The following is a 20,879-nucleotide window of genomic DNA, read 5'->3' as shown; positions in this document are numbered from 1 at the left end:
CAAAAATACCTAAATGCTTGTTAAGAGTGCAATAAAAAAACCCATCCGAGGATGGGTTTCTATGCATGACTAATTTTTGGTTTTAGATTAGAAGCGGTACTTCGCTGCTACACCAAAGGTATTGTAGTCATTGTTAAACTGTTCGCCAAAGCCGACACGGCCTTCTAAGCTCACTTGTTGGTTAATGAACTTACGTGCATTGATACCAAATTCGCTCTTGTCGGTAATATCATTATTGTGATAATCAGCACCGACACTCAAGGTTTTGTCGATGAAATAATCTGCTGCCAGATTGTATTCATCTAAATCACCAAATGCTGCACCTGCTTCCAGGTTGATGTCTTTACCGTTGCTTAATGTCGTCACATATTTAGCACGCAATGTTGGATCTACGCCATCATCATTGTCGTTATCCCAACCTTTCACACCCGCCGCAATCAATAGACCTGGCGCTGGCAGATAACCGACTTCAGCTGCATACGTAGTTAAATCATTTTCTAGATCATCATTGTCTTGCAGATCATGACCATTGACGTTACCGCTTAAGTAGAAGTCAGAATTCGGTACGAAGTACTCTGCACCTACGCCATAACGATGCGCTTCAGAATCACCAATTTCATTATATTGATATTGCGCACTCACGTTGCTAGCACGATCAAGGAATGCTGCTTCTGCTAATGGTGCATTACGTGTTTGAACTGGATTGAAGTAATATGTACCATCAACGCCGAAAGAACCGCTAGTTCCACCGTTGTCAGGATCAACCACTCCTGCTGATGCACCAATTTCTGCTTGGTAAGCATGTGCTGCTGTACCAGTCATTGCTATTGCTGAAAGTAGTGCCGAAGCAATCGCTAATTTTTTCATGGTTACTACCCCTCAAATCGTGAGTTAAAAACATTACACTTTTTGTTACAACTTTCAGTCTAGAGCAATTCCAAAGATCGTCAATCAAAGGAAAGTTACAGTAATGTGAATAGCGTAATCTTGTGTAATTTTTGCTAAACAAGTGACTGAATAATAAAATTAAATTTATAATGTAGTGTTTTATTAAAAGTGTGTAGATATTGTGGAATCTATTGAATTTGCTGATTTTTTATACAGTACACTAAGAAATCCTAGATTATAAAATCAATTGCAAAATTATATTTCGGTCATAAAAGTGAGGCTAAAAAGTCAATAAAAATCTCAGCTAAAAAGACGCAAAAGAGCCTATGAAATGTGGAAAATTGGATGAGGAAAACACAGGTCTAAATGCTCAAAACATTCGAGCTTTAGACTGAATGAATCATTAAAATAGCAGAAATAGACTGTGCTATAATATCGGGCTAAGAATTTTGTGCCTAATTTTGATTGAGAGTAATTCACGTGGAAATTAATCCGTATCTAAACCAATTAAAAGACTTAAACGAACGTGGTCAAACACTACGGGGGTATCTTTGACTACGATCTGAAAAAAGAGCGTTTAGAAGAAGTCCTGCGTGAATTAGAAGATCCAACCATCTGGAATGACCAGAGTCGTGCCCAAGCGATGGCCAAAGAGAAAGGCGAGCTTGAAAATGTATTAAATGTGCTGGATCGCTTAAGTACCCAGCTTGAAGATGCACAGGCTTTGCTTGATCTGGCGGTTGAAGCGGATGATGAAAGCTTGCTAGAAGATGTACAGGCTGAACTGAGCACGGCTGAAGAAGAACTGGCCAAGCTTGAATTCCGCCGTATGTTCAATAATCCGATGGATCCAAATCCTTGCTATCTGGAAATTCAAGCTGGTTCAGGCGGTACAGAAGCACAGGACTGGGCGTCTATGTTGCTACGTATGTATCTACGCTGGATTGAACGTCATGGCTTTAAAGCAGAAGTGATGGAAGAATCTGATGGGGATGTTGCCGGGATTAAATCTGCGACGATTCGTGTGGAAGGTGAGTACGCCTATGGCTGGTTACGTACCGAATCTGGTGTACACCGTTTAGTGCGTAAGTCGCCCTTTGACTCGGGCAACCGTCGTCATACCTCGTTCTCTGCCGTGTTTGTGTCACCGGAAGTTGATGACAATATCGAAATTGAAATCAATCCGTCCGATGTTCGTACCGATACTTATCGTGCATCAGGGGCGGGTGGTCAGCATATTAACAAAACAGATTCTGCCGTGCGTTTAACCCATGCACCGACCGGAATTGTGGTGGCCTGTCAGAACCAGCGTTCACAACATGCCAACCGTGACCACGCCTGGAAGCAGTTACGTGCCAAACTTTATGAGCTCGAGATGAGCAAACGTAACGAAGCGGCACAAGCACTGGAAGATTCCAAGTCTGACATTGGGTGGGGTAGTCAGATCCGTTCTTATGTCCTGGATGATTCACGTATTAAGGATTTGCGTACAGGTGTGGAAAATTCCAATACTGGCGCAGTTCTGGACGGTGATCTGGACAAATTTATCGAAGCAAGCCTGAAACAGGGCCTGTAAGAAATCGTTTAAAAGCTGGCGTAACAAAGCTTGTGCAGATTGTGATTATTATATCTAAAATTTTCGATATATAAATCGAAAAAATACGATATAATGGTCGCAGATGCTGAATAAAGTTTCGTTGCGCCACTGATTGTGATGTGCCTATGGACCTTGATCTAATTTTTAAAGCCTTAGCCAATCCGACCCGTCGACAAATTCTGGAGTGGTTAAAATCTCCGGAGCAATATCTGTCTGCGGAAGAGTGTGGTGGCTTTCAACGTGGGGTCTGTGCAGGTCAAATTGAACGTTTGGGCCAGGTTTCCCAGTCCACCATGTCCAATCATTTGTCTGTATTACAGCAGACTGGCCTGATCACTGCGACCAAGCATGGACAGTGGTCATATTTCTCCCGCAATGAAACTTTGATTCAACAATTTATCGAACACCTACAACAACACCTTTAACAGGTGGGAGTAACGATGGCTGAATTAAATTCTCCTTTAACGCTCGGTGCGTTAGAGCTTAAAAACCGTGTCATCATGGCGCCGCTGACGCGTAACCGCGCAACTGCTGATCGCGTTCCAACCCCAATGATGGTTGAGTACTATGCGCAACGTGCAAGTGCTGGCCTGATCATTTCTGAAGCCACAGTGATTTCTGAAGAAGCCAATGGCTATTTAAATACTCCAGGATTGTTTACCGATGCTCAGGTCGAAGGCTGGAAAAAGGTTACTCAAGCGGTTCATGAGAAGGGCGGTCTGATTGTTGCCCAGCTTTGGCATGTTGGTCGTGTATCGCATCCGGATCTGTTAAATGGTGAAACACCAGTCTCTGCAAGTGCAGTACAACAGGCGGGTCATGTCAGCTTGTTACGTCCAAAACGTCCTTATGTGTTGCCGCGTCCGCTGGAAATTTCGGAAATTCAAGCGATTACCGAGCAATATAAGCAAGCCGCGATTCGTGCTAAAGAAGCCGGTTTTGATGGTGTTGAATTACATGCTGCCAATGGTTATCTGATTGACCAGTTCTTGCAAAGCAAAACCAATCAGCGTGAAGATGAATACGGCGGTTCAGTCGAAAATCGTACACGTTTCCTGCTAGAAGCAACTGATGCACTGATTGAAGTATGGGGCGCAGATCGTGTAGGGGTGCATTTTGCGCCGCGTTGTGATGACCATGACATGGGCGACAATGATCCACGTGAAACATTTGGCTATGCCATGGAGCAGCTGGGTAAGCGCAAGATTGCCTTCTTCTTTACCCGTGAATATCTGGCAGAAGACAGTATTTCTGAATATATGAAACAGCGCTCAAATGGAGTGCCTTATATTGCCAATATGCAACTAAGTCGTGAAGATGCCATTGAATTACTGGCTTCAGGCAAGGCTGATGCGGTGGCTTTTGGTAAGGCGTATATTGCCAATCCGGATCTATACGAACGTCTGCTCGAAGATGCGCCGCTGAATGAACTGAAGCTGGAAAATATGATCGGAACCAATGTCGCGGAAGGCTATATTGATTATCCGACATTGGCTGAAGCAGAAGCTTTAACTACAGTAGAATAATCTAAAAATGAGCCACATTGATTAACATGTTGATGTGGCTCTGCTATATTCTGCCCATTGAATCTTTGGACAGGGGCGCAATGTGGCCACTCCATTTTGGTATAACGCAGCCTTGGCGCTGGTTAAACCCTTATATCAATCGCGTATCCGTAAACGTGCGACCGATCCTGAACAATTACAACAAGAACTAACAGAACGTTTTGGCCCGTTTCAGCCACCCAAAAACCTGCATGCCATCTGGTTTCATGTGGTGTCGGTGGGTGAAACCAATGCTGCCCAACCGTTAATTGAACATTATTTAAAACTTGGCCATCCGGTGCTGGTCACCAATACCACCAAAACCGGTCAGGCACGCGCTAAATCACTTTTTTTAAAAGCGCCTTATCTTGATTTGTTTCAAGCCGTGTATTTGCCTGCTGACCAGAAAACTTTAATTCGTGAATTTTATCAAAAGTATCAGCCGAAACTTTTATTGCTGATGGAAACCGAGCTTTGGCCTAATCTGCTGGATCAGGCACCCCAGTTTAATGTGCCAACTGTATTGTTGAATGCGCGTCTGTCTGAAAAATCTGCCAAAGGTTATACCAAGGTCAAAGGTCTGACTAGAGGCATGCTACAGCAGTTAACCCAGCTTTTGGCACAGGATATTGCCACCCAGCAACGTTATATCCAGTTAGGAATAGCAGCCGAAAAAACCCAGGTTTTGGGCAATATCAAATTTGATATTACTGCGCCCGAGCGCTTTATCCAGCAGGCAGATCAATTGACACAGGAGTGGCAGTTAGGGGGGCGAAAGATCGTCACGTTAGCTAGTACTCATGCTCCTGAAGAAAAAGAAATTCTGAGTGCTTTAAAAGCTGCTTTAGAAGCTGATCCATATTTGGTCTGTATTGTGGTACCGCGCCATCCGGAACGTTTTGATGAGGTGTTCCAGGCTGCACAGTCTTTGGGATTAAAAACTCAGCGTCGTAGTTTAGGGCAACGTATCGAAGCAGATACCCAGGTTTATTTGGCCGATTCGATCGGTGAAATGTGGCTCTGGTATGCTTTGAGCCAGGCCTGTTATGTCGGTGGTTCTTTAAATGAGCCAGGTGGTGGACATAATATTTTGGAGCCGATTGCGCTGAATGTGCCGACTGTTTTAGGCAAAAACTATTTTAATTTTCAGACTATCGTGGATGAGTTCGTTCAGGCAGACGCAGTCGCAGTGGTGCAGGATGCCCAGCAGGCTGCAGAGGTATTACTGGAACTTTTGCAAGATCAGGTTAAGGCGGAAATCTTGAATGCGGCAGCGCAGCAAATTATGCAGTTAAATACGGGATCGCTTGCCAAGCATATTCAGGTGATTGATCAGTATCTCTAAGTGTGTGCTAGTCATATTCTCAATCTACCTTTCTGAGACAACTGGTCATTCGTAGAAGATTTCTACTTTTAAGTGATTAAAAGTAGCAAAAATCCTTTGCGGTACTGAAGGTACTTCCTGTACCTCAGTACCGCGGGCAACATCCATGTCGCCACACACGATTTCAAATTTGGCGATAATACCTAATTTGAATATTTTGCATGTTAATGTTTTGGTTTTATCTTCCTTATGAATATCGTCCTGCTTGATCCACGTCAAACCGAAACTGAACTTTGGTCGATTACCTCAACTCGGCAATTGGAACATTTACAGCAACATCTACAGATTCAGGTGGGGGATACATTAAAAGTTGGAATTCGGGAAGGTCAGCGTTACCTGACTGAGATTGTCGAAATCTCTGAAAAAGCAGCGCGCTTGAAACCACTGCAAGAAGAAGCGGTTCCAGAAAAATTGCCAGTGACTTTAATTGTGGCCTTGCCACGTCCGAAAGTACTGCGCCGTCTGATCATGGACAGTGTCACTTTGGGCGTTGAAAAAATCATTTTACTGCATAGCTATCGCGTCGATAAAAGCTATTGGCAAACCTCATTTTTACAGCAGTTAAATCATTATATCGAGCTGGGACTGGAACAGGCAGGCGATACGATTGCTCCGAAAATAGAGCTCTATAAACGCTTTAAACCCTTTGTTGAAGATATCTTGCCGGGTTTGATTAGTACGGATGGTCCGGCTTATGTGGCACATCCTTATGCAGAGCATGCGATGCCATTTGCGATTGAGCATCCCTGTACGATTATTATTGGTCCGGAGGGTGGATTTATTCCATATGAAGTTGATTTACTCATCAAAAACGGCTGCCAGGCTGTGAGTCTGGGCAACCGTATTATTCGTACAGAAACTGTGATTCCCTATGTTTTAGGTCGACTGTTTAGCGCGTGCTGAAGCTTCTTCATTGCCTTCACCACGATAGACTTTGACTTCCTGTACCGGATACGGAATCGAAATATTATGCTCGGCAAAAGCCTGAATCACCCGTTCCTGCACTGCACTGATTGAAGTTCCGGTGCCGGTTTCAGTGGTATCGACCCACCAGAAGGCTTTTAGGGTAATAGAAAAGTCAGCTAGCGCCGTGACGTTGACACTAAAGCCAGGCTGGCTCAGGATGGTTGGATCTTTATCTAAAATAGCGGTGATTAGGTCCTTGGCTTTCTGGATGTCATCTTCATAGCCGATACCCACCACGAATTCGCAGCGGCGACGGGTATAGGCAGTATTCACCGTAACCGCACTGGTGTAGACCGTTGCATTCGGAATTACAATACGACGGCCATCCGGTGAGCGTAAAAAGGTCGCACGAATTTGGATATCTTCAACCGTCCCTTCCATGCCATTCACGATAATATCGTCGCCAATCTTGAACGGTTCGCTGAGCAGAATTAACACGCCAGAAAGCAGGTTCTGGAAAATATCCTTGAAGGCAAAACCGATCGCGACCGAACCAATTCCGAGGGCACTCATCAGCTGACCCGGGGTAAAGCCAGGAACAGCAATCACCAGTCCAATCAGAATACCAAAGAAAATAATAAAGGTACTGCCGACACGGTTGAGTACCAACACCAGATTCTGGCGGGTATAAGAACGGTTTTCCAAAGTTTTACGTACGAAAAACTTGAAGACTTTGGAGAGTAACCAGAAAATCGTAATCACGATTAGCGCGATACAGAAATAAGGCACACGTTCCCAGAAACCTTCCATGATCTTGTCAATGGTGCTGTAGGCATCATTATACTTGGCGGTATGTTCAATCACGGTCTGGGTCGTTTTTTCAGTTGCCTGATGTAACAACTCCGTGGTGCCCTCAGTTACCTGGCTTAAGGTATTGTTTTGCTCTGCCACAAAAATTCCACAATTCAAATTTTGCCTATTTTGCCTGATGTTCAGCAAAAAATTAATAAGGGCTTGAAGTCACCAGTGGATAATTTTAAAAATAACGGCGCTGTTGTTAAAAGTATTTGGTGGTTTTTTGCATCATTTCAGTAGGGGTAGGTGTTTGTTCTTCACCGCTCATATAACTGAATAAAGCGATAGATCCCAACAAGCTAAGCAGGGTCAGGATAATCATCAGCCAGGCCAGAATTTTTTCCCAGAGCAAGGTCATCCGTGCCGGACCATACTGATTAGTGCCTCGATCGCCCGCACCAAAAACGATATAAAGCCATACAAAAATGTTTACTAGCGGCAGCAAAAATAATAGCGCCCACCAGCCACTGCGGTTCATATCATGCAAACGGCGAACGGTCACCACTAAAGCGAAATACACATAGACCAGAACCATGGCCAGTACAACAATACTGGCCAAACCTTGCAGTGAAATCAGCCAGTTGGGATCCATGGAGTGGGTAGAAATATTCACAATATCAATGCTGAGACCCAGTGCGATACTGCCAAATAAAAAAATGAAATACAGAAATGCCGACCAGGCAATAAAGCTCAAGCGCCCGAAGCGACCTTTAATCGACAGGGGATGATCGGTTGCAGGCAGCGCAGGCGGGTTAAAGTAGGGAGATTCAGGCGATTTCATAAAGTGTATCCTGCTAAATCAGATGAAATAACTACAAGCGATCAATTTTATTTTTAAAGGGCTGTGCTACAGATCATACACAGTTGCGCAGAAGATTCTGTACTGTAAGTTGTGGTTTATTTTGATTGAATTTGTATAAACAATCTACGACGAAAGCATGATTGCCGGATTTGAAATAAGCAGGCCATACTGCCATTATGCATAAAAAACAATCAACAACGCAGCATTAACCTCTCGTGATGAGATAGAACAAAATCAAGGAAGTGACCTATGCAAGAGATCTATCCAGTACCCGAAGAATTTAAAAAAACAGCACGTACGCTCGAAGACCAGTACTTCGAACGTTATCAGTATTCTATAGAACAGCCAGATAAATTTTGGGCAGAACAGGCGCAACGTCTGGACTGGATCAAGCCCTTTACCCAAGTCAAAAATACCAGTTTTAATAAAGACGATTTTAAAATCGAATGGTTTGCCGATGGTCAGCTCAATGTCAGTGCCAACTGTCTGGATCGGCATCTGAAAGAACATCCTTATAAACCGGCGATCATCTGGGAAGGGGATCATCCTTCGCGGCACAAGATTATTTCCTTTGCCGAGCTGCATGATGAAACCTGCCGTTTTGCCAATGTGCTGAAGAAAAATGGCATCCAGAAAGGCGACCGGGTCATGCTGTATATGCCGATGGTGTCTGAAGCCGCGATTGCCATGCTGGCCTGTGCACGGATCGGAGCGGTACATTGCGTGGTATTTGGTGGTTTCTCGCCAGATTCTCTGGCTAGCCGGATTGAAGACTGTCAGGCGAAAATGGTGATTACAGCCGATTCCGGCATGCGCGGCGGTAAAGCCATTCCGCTGAAAGCCAATGTCGATGAAGCACTGAAACTGGCGGGTACAGACTCCATTCAAAATGTAATGGTGGTACACCGCACCGGTAACCCGATTGAAATGCAGGACGGGCGTGATCTGTGGTATCACACGGAAATTATGTCAGTGAATGACATCTGTCCACCGGAGCCAATGAATGCCGAAGATCCGCTGTTTATCCTGTATACCTCAGGTTCCACCGGCAAGCCTAAGGGCGTGATGCATAGCACTGGCGGTTATCTGACCTATGTGAACTGCACCTTCCGTGAAGCATTTGATATCAAGCAGGATGATGTGTTCTGGTGTACCGCAGATGTGGGCTGGATCACCGGACATTCCTATGTGCTGTATGGGCCTCTCTCGAATGGTACGACAACGGTAATGTTTGAAGGTGTACCGCAATATCCAAGCTGGGCACGTACCGGGCATATTGTCGACAAGCATAACGTCACTATTCTCTACACTGCACCAACGGCGATCCGCGCCATGATGCGAGAAGGGGATGCTTTTGTACGGGAAAGTGATCGCAGTAGCCTGAGAATTTTAGGATCAGTGGGTGAGCCGATTAATCCGGAAGCCTGGAACTGGTACTACACTGTGGTCGGTGAAAGCCGCTGTCCTGTCATCGATACCTGGTGGCAGACTGAAACTGGCGGTTTCATGATTACGCCATTGCCGGGTGCGACTGATTTAAAACCGGGTTCTGCGACACGGCCTTTTTTCGGCGTACAACCGGCTATTGTCGATGCCGATGGCAAGGAACTGGAAGGCGAAGCTGAGGGTAATCTGGTGATTAAAGACTCCTGGCCGGGTCAGATGCGTACCATTTGGGGCAATCCGGAGCGTTTTATTGAAGCTTATTTCTCGACCTATCCGGGTACCTATTTCACTGGGGATGGAGCACGTCGTGATAAAGATGGTTATTACTGGATTACCGGCCGGGTGGATGATGTCCTAAATGTATCCGGACACCGTTTAGGTACTGCAGAAATTGAAAGTGCACTGGTGGCGCATGAATCGGTGGCAGAGGCCGCTGTAGTTGGTATGCCGCATGATATTAAAGGTCAGGGAATTTGTGCCTTTGTGACCTTGCAGGCTGATGTTGCCAGTTCAGATCAATTACGTGGGGAGCTGGTCAACTGGGTACGCAAGATTCTCGGGCCAGTGGCGACTCCCGATGCCTTGCACTGGGCGCCGGCATTGCCAAAAACCCGTTCCGGGAAAATCATGCGCCGGATCCTGAGAAAGATTGCAGCTGATGAGCTGGACAGTCTCGGAGATACTTCCACCCTGGCTGAACCGCAAGTGGTGGATCATCTGATCGCAGAGGTACAGCGTAATAACGCTTAAATTTAAACTTTTTAAATGCCGGCGTCCTGCCGGTATTTTTATATCGGGAATAAGCTCTGCATGCTTTCGGATATAGTGACAGGCTGCAATCTGCTAAGCTCGAGCCATGCTGAATATAGGTCCAAAAACAATGAATATACGACAATCATATCTCGATCAGTCGCCTTTAGAGATTGCCCGGGAACTGGCTGAAACTTTTGCCCCAACTGCAGCAGAGCGGGACAAACAGGGGGGGAATCCCAAAGCTGAGCGTGACCTGATTCGTCAGAGTGGCCTGCTCGGTTTGTCTATTCCGAAGCAGTATGGCGGTCAGGAAGCAGATTGGCAGACCATTTTTAGCACCATTCAGACCATTGCCCAAGTCGACAGTTCATTGGCCCATGTCTATGGCTTTCACCATTTGCTGATTGCGACCGTGCAATTATTTTCTCAATCTGAACAATATGCTCCGTGGTTTGAACAGACTGCCCAAAATAATCTGTTCTGGGGTAATACTTTGAATCCGCTGGACCGTCGTACCATAGCCATAAAAGTTTCAGAAAACGAATATATTTTTCATGGCGATAAAAGCTTCTGCTCGGGTTCGATCGATTCGGATATGTTGCTGTGTTCAGGCTATAACGAAGCCGGAAAATTGCTGATAGGTGTGATTCCTACCCAGCGAGAGGGCGTGAGCTTTCTGGGTGACTGGAATAATATAGGCCAACGCCAGACCGACAGTGGTACCAGCCATTTTGAGCAGGTCAACATTCATGAAGATGAATTGCTGTTAAATCCCGGTCCACTGAGTACGCCATATTCCAGCCTGCGTCCTTTGATTGCCCAACTGATTTTCGTACATCTGTTTTTGGGCGTGGCAGAAGGGGCATTTGACGTCGCCAAACAGACCGTAAAAACTCAAAAAGCCTGGTCCAAATCACTGGCAGAAGATGCAGTCAATGATCCTTTTACCCAGAAGCATTTTGCCGAGTTCTATGTACAACTAGAAGGTGGACGTTTACTGGCAGATAAAGCGGTTCAGGCTTTACAGGCAGCCTGGGAGCTTGGGAATGATTTAAGTGCTGAACAGCGCGGTGAAGTCTCAGTTGCCATTGCCACAGCGAAAATTGCCGCAACCAATACCTCTCTCTATATTACCCAGAATATTTTCCAGGTGATGGGTGCGCGGGCCACCACGGCCAAGCTCAATCTGGACCGTTTCTGGCGCAATGTCCGCACCCAGACCTTGCATGACCCGATCGATTATAAATATCAGGAAGTGGGGGAATGGGTGCTGACTGGAAAAGTGCCTGATCCGAGTTTTTATTCCTGATCTAAAAATAAAACAGCCTCTTTATCGGAGGCTGTTTTATTCGGGATGAAAAAGTTTGGTTTTAAATTTACTTAAACGCTTCAATCGCTCTTACACGAGAGGCTTTTAGATCCACAATCGGTTTTGGATAATCCAGTGCAAGATCCGGATTTTTAGCATAGGGTTCATGAATAGATTTAGCATTCAGATGTGTCAGTTCTGGCACCCATTGACGGATGTAATCCCCATTCGGGTCAAACTTCTGTGACTGGCTGACCGGGTTAAAAATCCGGAAATAAGGTACGGCATCCATGCCGGTCGAGGCACACCATTGCCAACCGCCATTGTTCGCTGCCAGATCGCCATCAATCAGATGCTGCATGAACCAGCTTTCTCCCAGACGCCAGTCAATCAGCAGGTTTTTACATAGAAACATCGCAGTAATCATGCGCACCCGGTTATGCATCCAGCCAGTGGCCCGCATTTGCCGCATGCCGGCATCGACAATTGGAATCCCGGTTTGTCCTTGTTGCCAGGCAGCCAAATTATCCGGTGCATTGCGCCACTGGATGTTATTGGTATTTTCCTTAAAAGGCCGATGCCTAGATACACGGGGAAAATCAAACAGGGTATGCAGATAAAACTCGCGCCAGAGCAGTTCATCCAGCCAGGTCTGCTGACCGATATCATCAATCTGGAAATAACTGTCCTTAAACAGGGTCTGCATACATTGACGGATTGAGAGGATGCCTATATTCAGATACGGTGACAGGCGGCTGGTACCATCGACTGCAGGTAGCTCTCGCTCGGTTTTATAGTGAGCTATTTTATCCTCGATAAAATCATCGAGCAGCTCTAAGGCAGCATGATCCTGCGCAGGCCAGAGCTGGGCAGTATGATCGACAGAATAATCAGCCGCAAATTTTTGAAGATCAAAGCTGTTCAGCTGGTCTGGTAATTCAACCGGATCTTGAGCCTGAATGTCAGGGTAACAGCCCGGTATATTCTGAATCAGTCGCTCATAGCACTTTTTCTTGAATGCGCTATAGACCTGATAGGGTTGATTGGACTGATTGCGGATACTGGTCAGTGGAAACAGGCTGCGATCATGATACAGCTCGACCCGGATCTGCTGCTGTTCCAGTATCTGCTGTACCTGTGCATCACGTTGCAGTTCATGCACGCCCACTTCAATATTGGCATGTAGCGTATCAATCTGCAGTTTTTGGCACAGACTTAGCATTTCGGCAGACAGGTCTTGCCATAAGGGAACATTTAAAATGATTAATGGAATATTCAGCTGCGCTAACTGCTGCTTTAAGACGTCGAGGCGGCGCAGATAAAAATCGATTTTAATCCGGGCATCCTGATGCAGCTTCCATTGTTCGGGAGAGAGAACCACCAGTGCTATACAGGTGCCTTGCTGGGTGGCATGCCACAGCGCGGCATGATCATGAATGCGGAGGTCTTGACGAAACCAGATCAGTTGCATTGTTAAAATTCTTGGAAAGTCGTTAGTGCAGAATTTTAAGGAATTGATGGTCTTAAACCTAGCCAGACAACAATTTTATCACATAAAAAAATCCCCCAAGCCGAGCCTCGAGGGAGGGAGTGAATCTGCTGAGATTTATTAGAATGATTATACGGGCTCAGCTTCTTCTTGCTGCACAGGCGTTACCTGTTGTGCTTCAAGCTCACGAACCAAAGGCAGTACCTTCTGGCCAAAATATTCAACCTCTTCAATAAAGTGCAAGAAGCCTGACAGAATCAAATCAACGCCAACTTTTTTCAGTTCGATAATCCGTTCAGCAATCTGCTGCGGTGTCCCGATCAGATTGGTGCGGAACCCGTCATTGTATTGCACCAGATCTTTAAAGGTGGATTTGGCCCAGTTGCCTTCACCTTCCTGACTTGCTGCGCCGGCTTCACGGGTGGCCTCACCAAAAGATTTTACTGCCTGCACATTGGCCTTGCTAATAATTTCCTGCAAGACGGCCTGGGCTTCTTCTTCGCTATCGCGTGCAATCACAAAGGCATTTACACCAATTTTCACCGAGTGATGATTTGCCTTGGCTTTTTCACGAATATCATCGATCTGTTTTTTCAGCTCTTCCGGGGTATTGCCATTGGTGAAGTACCAGTCAGATACGCGAGAAGCCATATCACGTGCTGCCCGGGAACTGCCGCCCTGAAAGATTTCAATATGCGGTTTTTGTAGCGGTTTCGGACTCAGGGTATAGTCTTTGAATTGATAATATTTACCTTCAAAATTAAAGTTGTTTTGGGTCCAGCCCCCTTTCAGGCTACGGATAAACTCTTCCGAACGGGCATAACGCTCGTCATGTTCCGGCCATTCTTCACCAATCGCATCAAATTCACCACGGAACCAACCACTGACCACATTGATCGCAATCCGGCCATTGCTCAGATGGTCAATCGTCGCCAGTTGTTTGGCAGCCAGTGCCGGCTTCCAAGGACCCGGCAGAATCGCGGCAATGACTTTCAGGCGTTCAGTTTTGGCCAGAATACCATGACTGAAACTCACCGATTCATGCTGGTTTTCTGCATTATAGCCGGCAGTAAAACGGATCTGGGTCAGAGCATAATCAAAGCCTGCCTGTTCAGCGGTTTGTGCCAGACGCACGTTATAGTCATAGCTCCAGTCGGTGCGCTGCTCGATGTTACTGACCACCAAGCCACCACTGACATTCGGTACCCAATAGGCAAATACGATATTTTTATCATTCGACATATTCATCACCCTCTGCAATGCAGTGTTCAAGCCACTTGAGTCTTTGGTGCTTTTTTGCTATGTAAACGCGATTCTGCGGCATCCAGGCTCGGCACGGCTGCAGAAGGTAATACTTCTTCTTGTTCGATCTGCTTGTTAATGCCCAGATTTTGACTCGCTTGAATGGTTTTTTCTTTAATGACCTCAGCACGTTGTCCCTTGGCCGGTGCCCATTCAAGAATCGGCAATGCACGCGCCACAGCCAGAGTAATCCGGTCGCGGAGCAATTCACTGTGAATGGTATATGCAGGGGTGAAATCGCGGTCGGTGGCATAGACCCCAATCGGTAAAGTTTGTGCCTGGAAGAAGCTGAATAATGGACGCAGTTGATGTTCAAGCACCAGCGCATGACGGTCACTGCCACCGGAAGCCGCCAGTAATACCGGAACATCCACCAGCGCCGTTTGCTCGACAAAGTCAAAGAAATGCTTGAACAGGCCGGTAAATGAAGCGCGGTATACAGGAGTGCCCACAATCAGCGCATCTGCGGCTTCTACTGCTGCCAGATCATCCTGAACGCGTTGCGGCAACTGATTGCGGTAAATTGCACCGCCCAAGAGCGAACCAATTTCGCTAAATTTAATGAAATGCACATTGATTGGTGTCGCTTCCCCAAGCTCATCCAGAATGGCCTGAACCAAGGCTTCGGTTTTTGAAGGATGATTTAAACCGCCAGATACGGCAACAATATTTAAGGGTTTTTGCGCATTAAAATTAGACATATTTAGAACCTGAAAAATAGGGATAATCTCGGAATGTCCCTATTAATCCCGATTCAGCGAAGGCGTGTAAAATAACGAAAAGCTGAAAAGTTATCTGATTTTGCGATATACGACAAAGACCTGATTTTTTAAAATTAATTTAGGGTTAAGTTTATGATATTTATATTTATATTGAATGTAGATAAGCTTTTTCAGTGAGGAATAAGTGATATATAAAAAAGTGATGAGAATTAAACAATTATTGCAATAGTGCAAAAATGGGCAATTTTGAAGAAAAACTGCATATTATTTTAAAAATTGTAGTGTCTTGCATATCCTTAACCGGGTTGTGTGGTTAGAATAGGGACTACCGTGCCAAGATCTCTCTCACGTTGCCTATGAATATTTTAATCGTTGATGATCATCCACTATTTCGTCATGCCTTGATTCAAGCTGTACGTTATAGCCTGCCACAAGCCCAGATTCATGAAACTGCGGCAGTCAATGAATTTTATGAACGTCTAGAAAATGGCCCTGAGCCTGATCTTGTGCTCTTGGATTTAAACCTGCCGGGCGCTTCCGGATTTTCTGCCCTCGTGCATGTCCGCGCACAATATCCGTCTTTACCGATTATTGTAGTGTCTGCACATGAAGAAGTCAGCATTATCCAGCGTGCGATCGCGCATGGTGCAATGGGCTATATTCCTAAATCTGCCCACCCAAGCCATATCGGTGAAGCGATTCGTGAAGTGCTGGAAGGTGAAATCTGGTTACCACCAAATCTGCCAGCCAATATGAATTTTGATCCGCGTGCTGCCGATGAAACGGCTTTGGCAGAACGGATCCAGTCTTTGACGCCGCAACAGTTCCGGGTATTGATGATGGTGGCTGAAGGTTTATTAAACAAGCAGATTGCTTATGAACTGGATGTGTCAGAAGCGACGATTAAAGCGCATGTGACGGCAATCTTCCGTAAACTCGGAGTACAAAACCGGACACAAGCGGTATTGGCCATTAATGCACTGAATATTGAAGACCGCAAAATGTAAGTTCTGCATAGCCGAATTGAAAAAGACCTCCTTGGAGGTCTTTTTTTATGGGTGAAATCTGAAAAATTGAGTGCAAAGGCCTGAGTCAGCTAGGCGATATAATCCTGCTTGCGGGTGAAATCATCACAAAACAATGGATTTAAGGCACATTGCAATTCGTCAATCTGCTCTTCAGTGACATAACCTTTCGATTTCAGATATTCCGCCACGCGATCATCACGCAGACTCAGGAAAGTCGCATCATAAACACCCAGATCGACAAACAGCGCCGCAGTTTCCAGACTGTTAAAACGGTCCAGATAAACTTCATTTTCATACATCAGGAAGACATGTTCGTCGCGCGTATTCGGATCGACATGTAAACGCTGCGCCAACTCATGTGGGCAGGTTTTAATAAATAACAGATCAGACAGTTCATCAAACTGGGTGGTGTCCAGGCAATCTTCTTTATTTTTGACCTTACCCAGCCAGGCCTTAAAGACCAGTACCGCGCCACCACGCAGCAACATGCTCCAGATCTGATGACGGGTTTTTGCCGGAAGATCCTCTGTTTCGGCTTCTAAAGACTGAATCAGCTTGTCTTCCTGTTCAGCAATCTTTTCAAATAGGCCCAGACCTTGCGGCTTGTAGGCATAAGGTTCAAAGACATCAAAATGTAATTCATCAAAGACTTGCAGTGCCAGAGGGACTGCACTCTGATACAGCGTCTCCAGTGCCTGATACTGGGCATCATTCAGCTTGCTGTATTTAAAGATCTGTGCCCAGTCAATACTTGGCAATAAGGCATTGGCGCCATATTGACGGTGAAACTGCTGGGTCTGATTCAGGCCATGATTTTGATCTATGTTCATGTGAAGAACTCCGATATGCAGAAATAGATCAGCGACCAAAAAATTAAGGCTGCATGAGATGGGAACTGATCGTTTCTTATTCCTCTATTTTTAGAGCCAAGTGCAAGGGATAAAAAATACGACTAAAGTTATAGTAGTGGAAAATTACTCTTTAATTTTTATTAAAAACAATAAGATAATTAATTGTAACTAAGTGTACACATGTACATTAATACATTCGTCAGTTTTTGCCATAGTGAATTAAAAAATGAGCATTTTGGTCAATTTATTCAGCTGTATTTTCGGCATATTTGCTGCTTTTAGCACATTAGAATAAATTTTATGCAAGCTAGGTAAGTTTATGTGGCAGTTGAGTATAAAAAATGCCCATTTCAGGGTGTGAAATGGGCATTGATCAGATCGTTATCTACTTAGGAGTCGGAAATTTTCAGTCCAGATAACCATGAACGTAATGAGGCCGGTTTCAGCGGTTTTTTCAGCAGAACAATGTTTAGCTCTTTTAGACGTTGCGGCAATTCCGGATCGGAATCGGCGGTAATCAACGCGACCGGAATATCCTTCGAACGATGTTCCAGAATGAAATCCAGACCGATCTTGTCCTGATTCAGATGTTGATCCACCAGCCAGACCTGAATATTTTCCTGCTGAATCAGCATGGCTGCTTGTTCAGGTTCAGTGGCTTTAAACACCTGATAACCCCATTTGGTCAATAAGGTCGACATGCCTTCCAGAATGGTTTCATCATTATCCAGACATAGAATCTTAAAGGCTTTGCTCTTTAAAGGTACGGCCTGAACCGGTGCTGCGACCACTTTCGGTGCTTCGATCACAGGCACTTCAATCATAAAGCAGGAACCTTTACCCAGCGCAGAAGACACATGTACCGGATAGTCCAGCATGCTGGTCATGCGTTGTACGATCGCCAAACCTAGGCCTAGACCCTGTTCACCCCAAGGAGATGTGTGGCCGCAACGTTCAAATTCCTGAAACAGCTTGATACGCTGTTCTTCGGCAATCCCTGGGCCGGTATCCCAGACGCCAATGCGGATATGATTCGGTCTGCTACTCGAACGTAATACACCGACCACCACTTTACCTCTGGCAGTATAACGCAACGCATTGCTGACAAAGTTCTGGATAATCCGGCGAATCCATTGTGGATCGGTATCAATCCAGAACTGTGCATCATGCACACTGAACTTGATACCACGCTGTGCAGCGATGGATTTGAACTGGAGTTCCAGATCGCTGAGCAGGTCATGCAGCGGATAAGCCTGACGTTTCGGCTGAATGGTGCCGCCTTCCAGTCGGGCAATATCCAGCAGGGCAGACAACATGCTTTCTGCACCATGCAAAGCACGATCCAGTTGTTGTAAGGTCTTGCGGTCTTCATCATTCTGCACGCTTTGTTCGAGTGCGGTACTGAACAGGCGCGCGGCATGCATTGGCTGCAACAGGTCATGACTGGCGGCTGCAATGAAGCGGCTTTTTGACATATTGGCCTTATCGGCCTGTTCACGCGCCAGTTGCTGCTCGGACAATGCATCGGCCAGCTGCTGGGTACGGTCCTGAACGCGGGCTTCAAGCACGGCTTCATTTTCACGGAAGGCAGTAATATCGGCGAAGGTCGTTACGAAACCACCGCCTTCGATCGGATTACCGCGCATCTGAATGACGCGGCCATCTTTACGAATCCGTTCAAATTCATGGGCACTGCCGACTTGCATCCAGTGAATCCGTTTCCGGACATGTTCTTCGACCGAACCCGGACCACATTCACCACGTTCAGCGTTATAACGGATCAGGTCTGCGATCGGACAACCGACATAGACAATATCGGTCGGATAATCAAACAGTTTCAGATACTGATTGTTCCAGGCCACCAGACACATATTTTCATCAACCACGCTGACCCCTTGGGTCATGTGATCAATCATGGTCATGATCAGGTTCTGATTGAAGCGCTGCCATTGCGAGGCCTGATCGAGAATATTGGCGACCTGACCCAATGCCAAACCATTATTAACCATAGCCGTGGTCAACAGGGTACGTGCTGAAGCTGCCCCGATAGTCCCCGCCAGATACTGTTCAGTGAAACGCCACCACATGCCATTGGCACTGCTGTTTTCATTCAGTTCGACACTGTTTTGGGTGCAGAACTGCTGAAAAGCGCGGGTAGTGGGCCCTTCACCGGTAATGCGTTTGGCTAGGGTAATCAGGTCACCGACTTTTAAACGTGCGACATCCTGATGCGAATAGCTGACCTCGTTAGAAGGACTCTGCGAGGGTAGTGGCTTGGTTTCATAATAGAAGAAACTTTCGGCCTGAATCTGTTCGGCAATACTCGGCCGGAAAATACGGGAAATCCAGATATACAGCAGGGTATTTAAGCCCAGTGCCCAAACTACTCCATGGGTCAGCGGATCAAAAGACTCAAAACCGATCAGGGCTTCCGGTCTTAACCAGTTCCAGCCAAAAGGCCCTTGATTCAGCAAGCTTTGGCTAAAGCTGCTATAGGCTTCTGGCAGGCTGCGCAAAATGGTTGGAAACAGCAGGGTATAAGCCCACAAGGCAAAACCGGTCAGGAGTCCAGCATAGACACCCTGTTTACTACCGCCACGCCAGTACAGGCCACCGATCAGGGCAGGGGCGAATTGTGCCACCGCACTAAATGCCAACAGACCAAAAACCGACAACTGGTCAATATCATTAAAGAAATTGAAGAACAGGAAGCCCATCAACATCACGCCCAGGATACAGACCCGGCGAGTAAATTTCAGCACCAGCGGCAAGCGTTTGTCATGCCGGGAAATCAGCTTTAAACGCCACAACGCCGGCATGATCAAGTCATTGCTGAGCATGATTGACAGTGCCACAGAAGACACCAGCAGCATCCCGGTAGAGGCAGAAAAACCACCCAAGAAGGCTAATAAAGTGAGCCAGTCTTGGTTATAGCTAAGTGGCAAGGACAGTACCGCCACATCCGGAATGGCCAGATATTGCGGTGCAGCATGTAGCGCCCAGCTGGCAATGGGAATAATCGCCAGGGTAGTCAGAATCAAATAGACCGCAAACCAGCGCCGCGCACCGCGGATATGTTTTTCATCGCGCAGCTCAACCACCGCCACATGGAACTGGCGCGGCAGGCAAATAATCGCCAGTGCCGCCAGAAGGGTCTGAATCCAGAAACTTTGTGGTACGCCAAACAGTTGCACATCATGAAAAGTGGTACTGATATCGTTACTGATCTGTGCCAGATTTTCTGGTGCTTCAAACATAAAGAAACAGGCGACTGCCAACAGGGCGAAGAGTTTAACAAAAGACTCAAATGCTACGGCCAGCATCAGCCCGCCATGCTGTTCAGTATTGGCAATCTGCCGGGTACCAAACATCATCGCCAGTATTGCCAGAACCCCAGTTAGAAACAGCACGCCATTGGTGGTGCCGGTTACACCTGCGGAAGGTTCCAGAATGACGGCGGCACTCAGGGCAATGGCACGTAACTGCAAGGCCAGATAAGGCACAATTGCCACTACTGCTAGAATGGTTACCAGCGAAGCGAGGGGACCACTTTTACCATAGCGTGCTGCGACAAAGTCAGCGATCGAGGAAATGGCATGATGCTGTCTCACCCGTCCCAAACGGCGCCAGATGTCATAGCCGACGGCAACGAAGAGCAGCGGACCCAGATAGATCGGCAGGAAAATAATGCCTTCACGTACCGCAGCACCCGTGGCGCCATAAAAGGTCCAGGAGGAACAGTAGACGCCTAAAGTTAAACTAAACAATAGCATGCGCCCACGGGTACTCAGCCGGCTGGCATGTTTTTCCCCGTAGAAAGCGCAGATAAAGAGTAATGCGATATAGAGGGCGAGTACCCCTATGATGAGCCAACTGTTCATATAGCCTGATGTGTACTGAGCATGCCGCTATGATAACGCATCGTGAACGCTACAGTTTAAATTGATCATTTTTAACGACCAAAGTCTAAATTACAAGCACCTACGATTATTGTTAACGTGCA

16 protein-coding genes are annotated in these 20,879 nt (G+C 46.3%); 8 read left to right on the top strand and 8 right to left on the bottom strand.

The window, feature by feature from the left end; translation table 11 throughout:
* Window positions 1–87: 87 nt before the first annotated feature.
* Window positions 88–867: a putative porin gene (locus BFN00_RS01655; RefSeq protein WP_004647252.1), complete on the bottom strand. Its 780-nt coding sequence runs from the start codon at window positions 865–867 to the stop codon at window positions 88–90.
* A gap of 501 nt (window positions 868–1,368) precedes the next feature.
* On the opposite strand from BFN00_RS01655, the gene prfB reads away from it, so the two are divergent.
* From prfB to BFN00_RS01630, 5 genes are all read left to right on the top strand, one after another.
* Window positions 1,369–2,464, top strand: a protein-coding gene (gene prfB / locus BFN00_RS01650) for a peptide chain release factor 2 (RefSeq protein WP_101627160.1) whose coding sequence is annotated in 2 segments (ribosomal slippage) — window positions 1,369–1,440 and window positions 1,442–2,464 — 1,095 coding nt in all. Because the reading frame shifts where the segments join, the coding sequence is not laid out codon by codon here.
* A 146-nt stretch (window positions 2,465–2,610) separates the two neighbouring features.
* A complete protein-coding gene (locus BFN00_RS01645; protein WP_004281346.1) occupies window positions 2,611–2,910 on the top strand; it encodes an ArsR/SmtB family transcription factor in 300 nt (99 codons plus the stop codon).
* A gap of 15 nt (window positions 2,911–2,925) precedes the next feature.
* On the top strand, window positions 2,926–4,011 hold the full coding sequence (locus BFN00_RS01640) for an alkene reductase (RefSeq protein WP_071850268.1): 1,086 nt from the start codon (window positions 2,926–2,928) through the stop codon (window positions 4,009–4,011).
* 82 nt (window positions 4,012–4,093) lie between these two features.
* Entirely contained in the window at window positions 4,094–5,374 is a 1,281-nt protein-coding gene (locus tag BFN00_RS01635; RefSeq protein ID WP_071850267.1) for a 3-deoxy-D-manno-octulosonic acid transferase, read from the top strand.
* 228 nt (window positions 5,375–5,602) lie between these two features.
* A complete protein-coding gene (locus BFN00_RS01630) occupies window positions 5,603–6,316 on the top strand; it encodes a 16S rRNA (uracil(1498)-N(3))-methyltransferase (RefSeq protein ID WP_071850266.1) in 714 nt (237 codons plus the stop codon).
* Here BFN00_RS01630 and BFN00_RS01625 read toward each other — a convergent pair.
* Complete coding sequence (locus BFN00_RS01625) at window positions 6,290–7,270, bottom strand: mechanosensitive ion channel family protein (protein WP_004281355.1); 981 nt, start codon at window positions 7,268–7,270, stop codon at window positions 6,290–6,292. The two genes, BFN00_RS01630 and BFN00_RS01625, sit on opposite strands and share 27 nt — an antisense overlap.
* A gap of 106 nt (window positions 7,271–7,376) precedes the next feature.
* The gene (locus tag BFN00_RS01620) at window positions 7,377–7,955 is read right to left on the bottom strand and encodes a DUF805 domain-containing protein (protein ID WP_071850265.1); all 579 of its coding nucleotides are present in this window, start codon (window positions 7,953–7,955) and stop codon (window positions 7,377–7,379) included.
* Window positions 7,956–8,225: 270 nt separating this feature from the next.
* On the opposite strand from BFN00_RS01620, the gene acs reads away from it, so the two are divergent.
* Window positions 8,226–10,172 carry an acetate--CoA ligase gene (gene acs, locus BFN00_RS01615; RefSeq protein ID WP_071850264.1) on the top strand — a complete coding sequence of 649 codons (1,947 nt, stop codon included), beginning with the start codon at window positions 8,226–8,228 and terminating at the stop codon, window positions 10,170–10,172.
* Between the two features lie 130 nt (window positions 10,173–10,302).
* Window positions 10,303–11,484: an acyl-CoA dehydrogenase family protein gene (locus BFN00_RS01610; protein ID WP_071850263.1), complete on the top strand. Its 1,182-nt coding sequence runs from the start codon at window positions 10,303–10,305 to the stop codon at window positions 11,482–11,484.
* A gap of 67 nt (window positions 11,485–11,551) precedes the next feature.
* Here BFN00_RS01610 and BFN00_RS01605 read toward each other — a convergent pair whose 3' ends face one another.
* From BFN00_RS01605 to msuE, 3 genes are all read right to left on the bottom strand, one after another.
* Window positions 11,552–12,955, bottom strand: coding sequence for a cryptochrome/photolyase family protein (locus BFN00_RS01605; RefSeq protein WP_071850262.1), 1,404 nt, complete (start codon window positions 12,953–12,955; stop codon window positions 11,552–11,554).
* 147 nt (window positions 12,956–13,102) lie between these two features.
* A complete protein-coding gene (sfnG, locus tag BFN00_RS01600) occupies window positions 13,103–14,215 on the bottom strand; it encodes a dimethylsulfone monooxygenase SfnG (RefSeq protein ID WP_071850261.1) in 1,113 nt (370 codons plus the stop codon).
* A 26-nt stretch (window positions 14,216–14,241) separates the two neighbouring features.
* A complete protein-coding gene (gene msuE / locus BFN00_RS01595) occupies window positions 14,242–14,976 on the bottom strand; it encodes an FMN reductase (protein ID WP_071850260.1) in 735 nt (244 codons plus the stop codon).
* Window positions 14,977–15,353: 377 nt separating this feature from the next.
* Between msuE and BFN00_RS01590 the strand changes: the two genes are divergently transcribed.
* Entirely contained in the window at window positions 15,354–16,004 is a 651-nt protein-coding gene (locus BFN00_RS01590) for a response regulator (RefSeq protein WP_004281370.1), read from the top strand.
* Window positions 16,005–16,093: 89 nt separating this feature from the next.
* Here the strand turns inward: BFN00_RS01590 and BFN00_RS01585 are convergent, their stop codons facing one another.
* Together BFN00_RS01585 and BFN00_RS01580 are read right to left on the bottom strand one after the other, a co-directional pair.
* Window positions 16,094–16,855: a hypothetical protein gene (locus BFN00_RS01585; RefSeq protein WP_071850259.1), complete on the bottom strand. Its 762-nt coding sequence runs from the start codon at window positions 16,853–16,855 to the stop codon at window positions 16,094–16,096.
* Window positions 16,856–17,265: 410 nt separating this feature from the next.
* Window positions 17,266–20,757, bottom strand: a complete 3,492-nt coding sequence (locus BFN00_RS01580; RefSeq protein ID WP_071850258.1) for a hybrid sensor histidine kinase/response regulator — start codon at window positions 20,755–20,757, stop codon at window positions 17,266–17,268.
* Between the last annotated feature and the right edge of the window lie 122 nt (window positions 20,758–20,879).

It is taken from the genome of Acinetobacter sp. AR2-3, from assembly GCF_001878775.1.
Lineage (GTDB): Bacteria > Pseudomonadota > Gammaproteobacteria > Pseudomonadales > Moraxellaceae > Acinetobacter > Acinetobacter lwoffii_D.
Note: the sequence above shows the minus strand (reverse complement) of the source record. Positions and strands in the feature narration are given on the sequence as shown.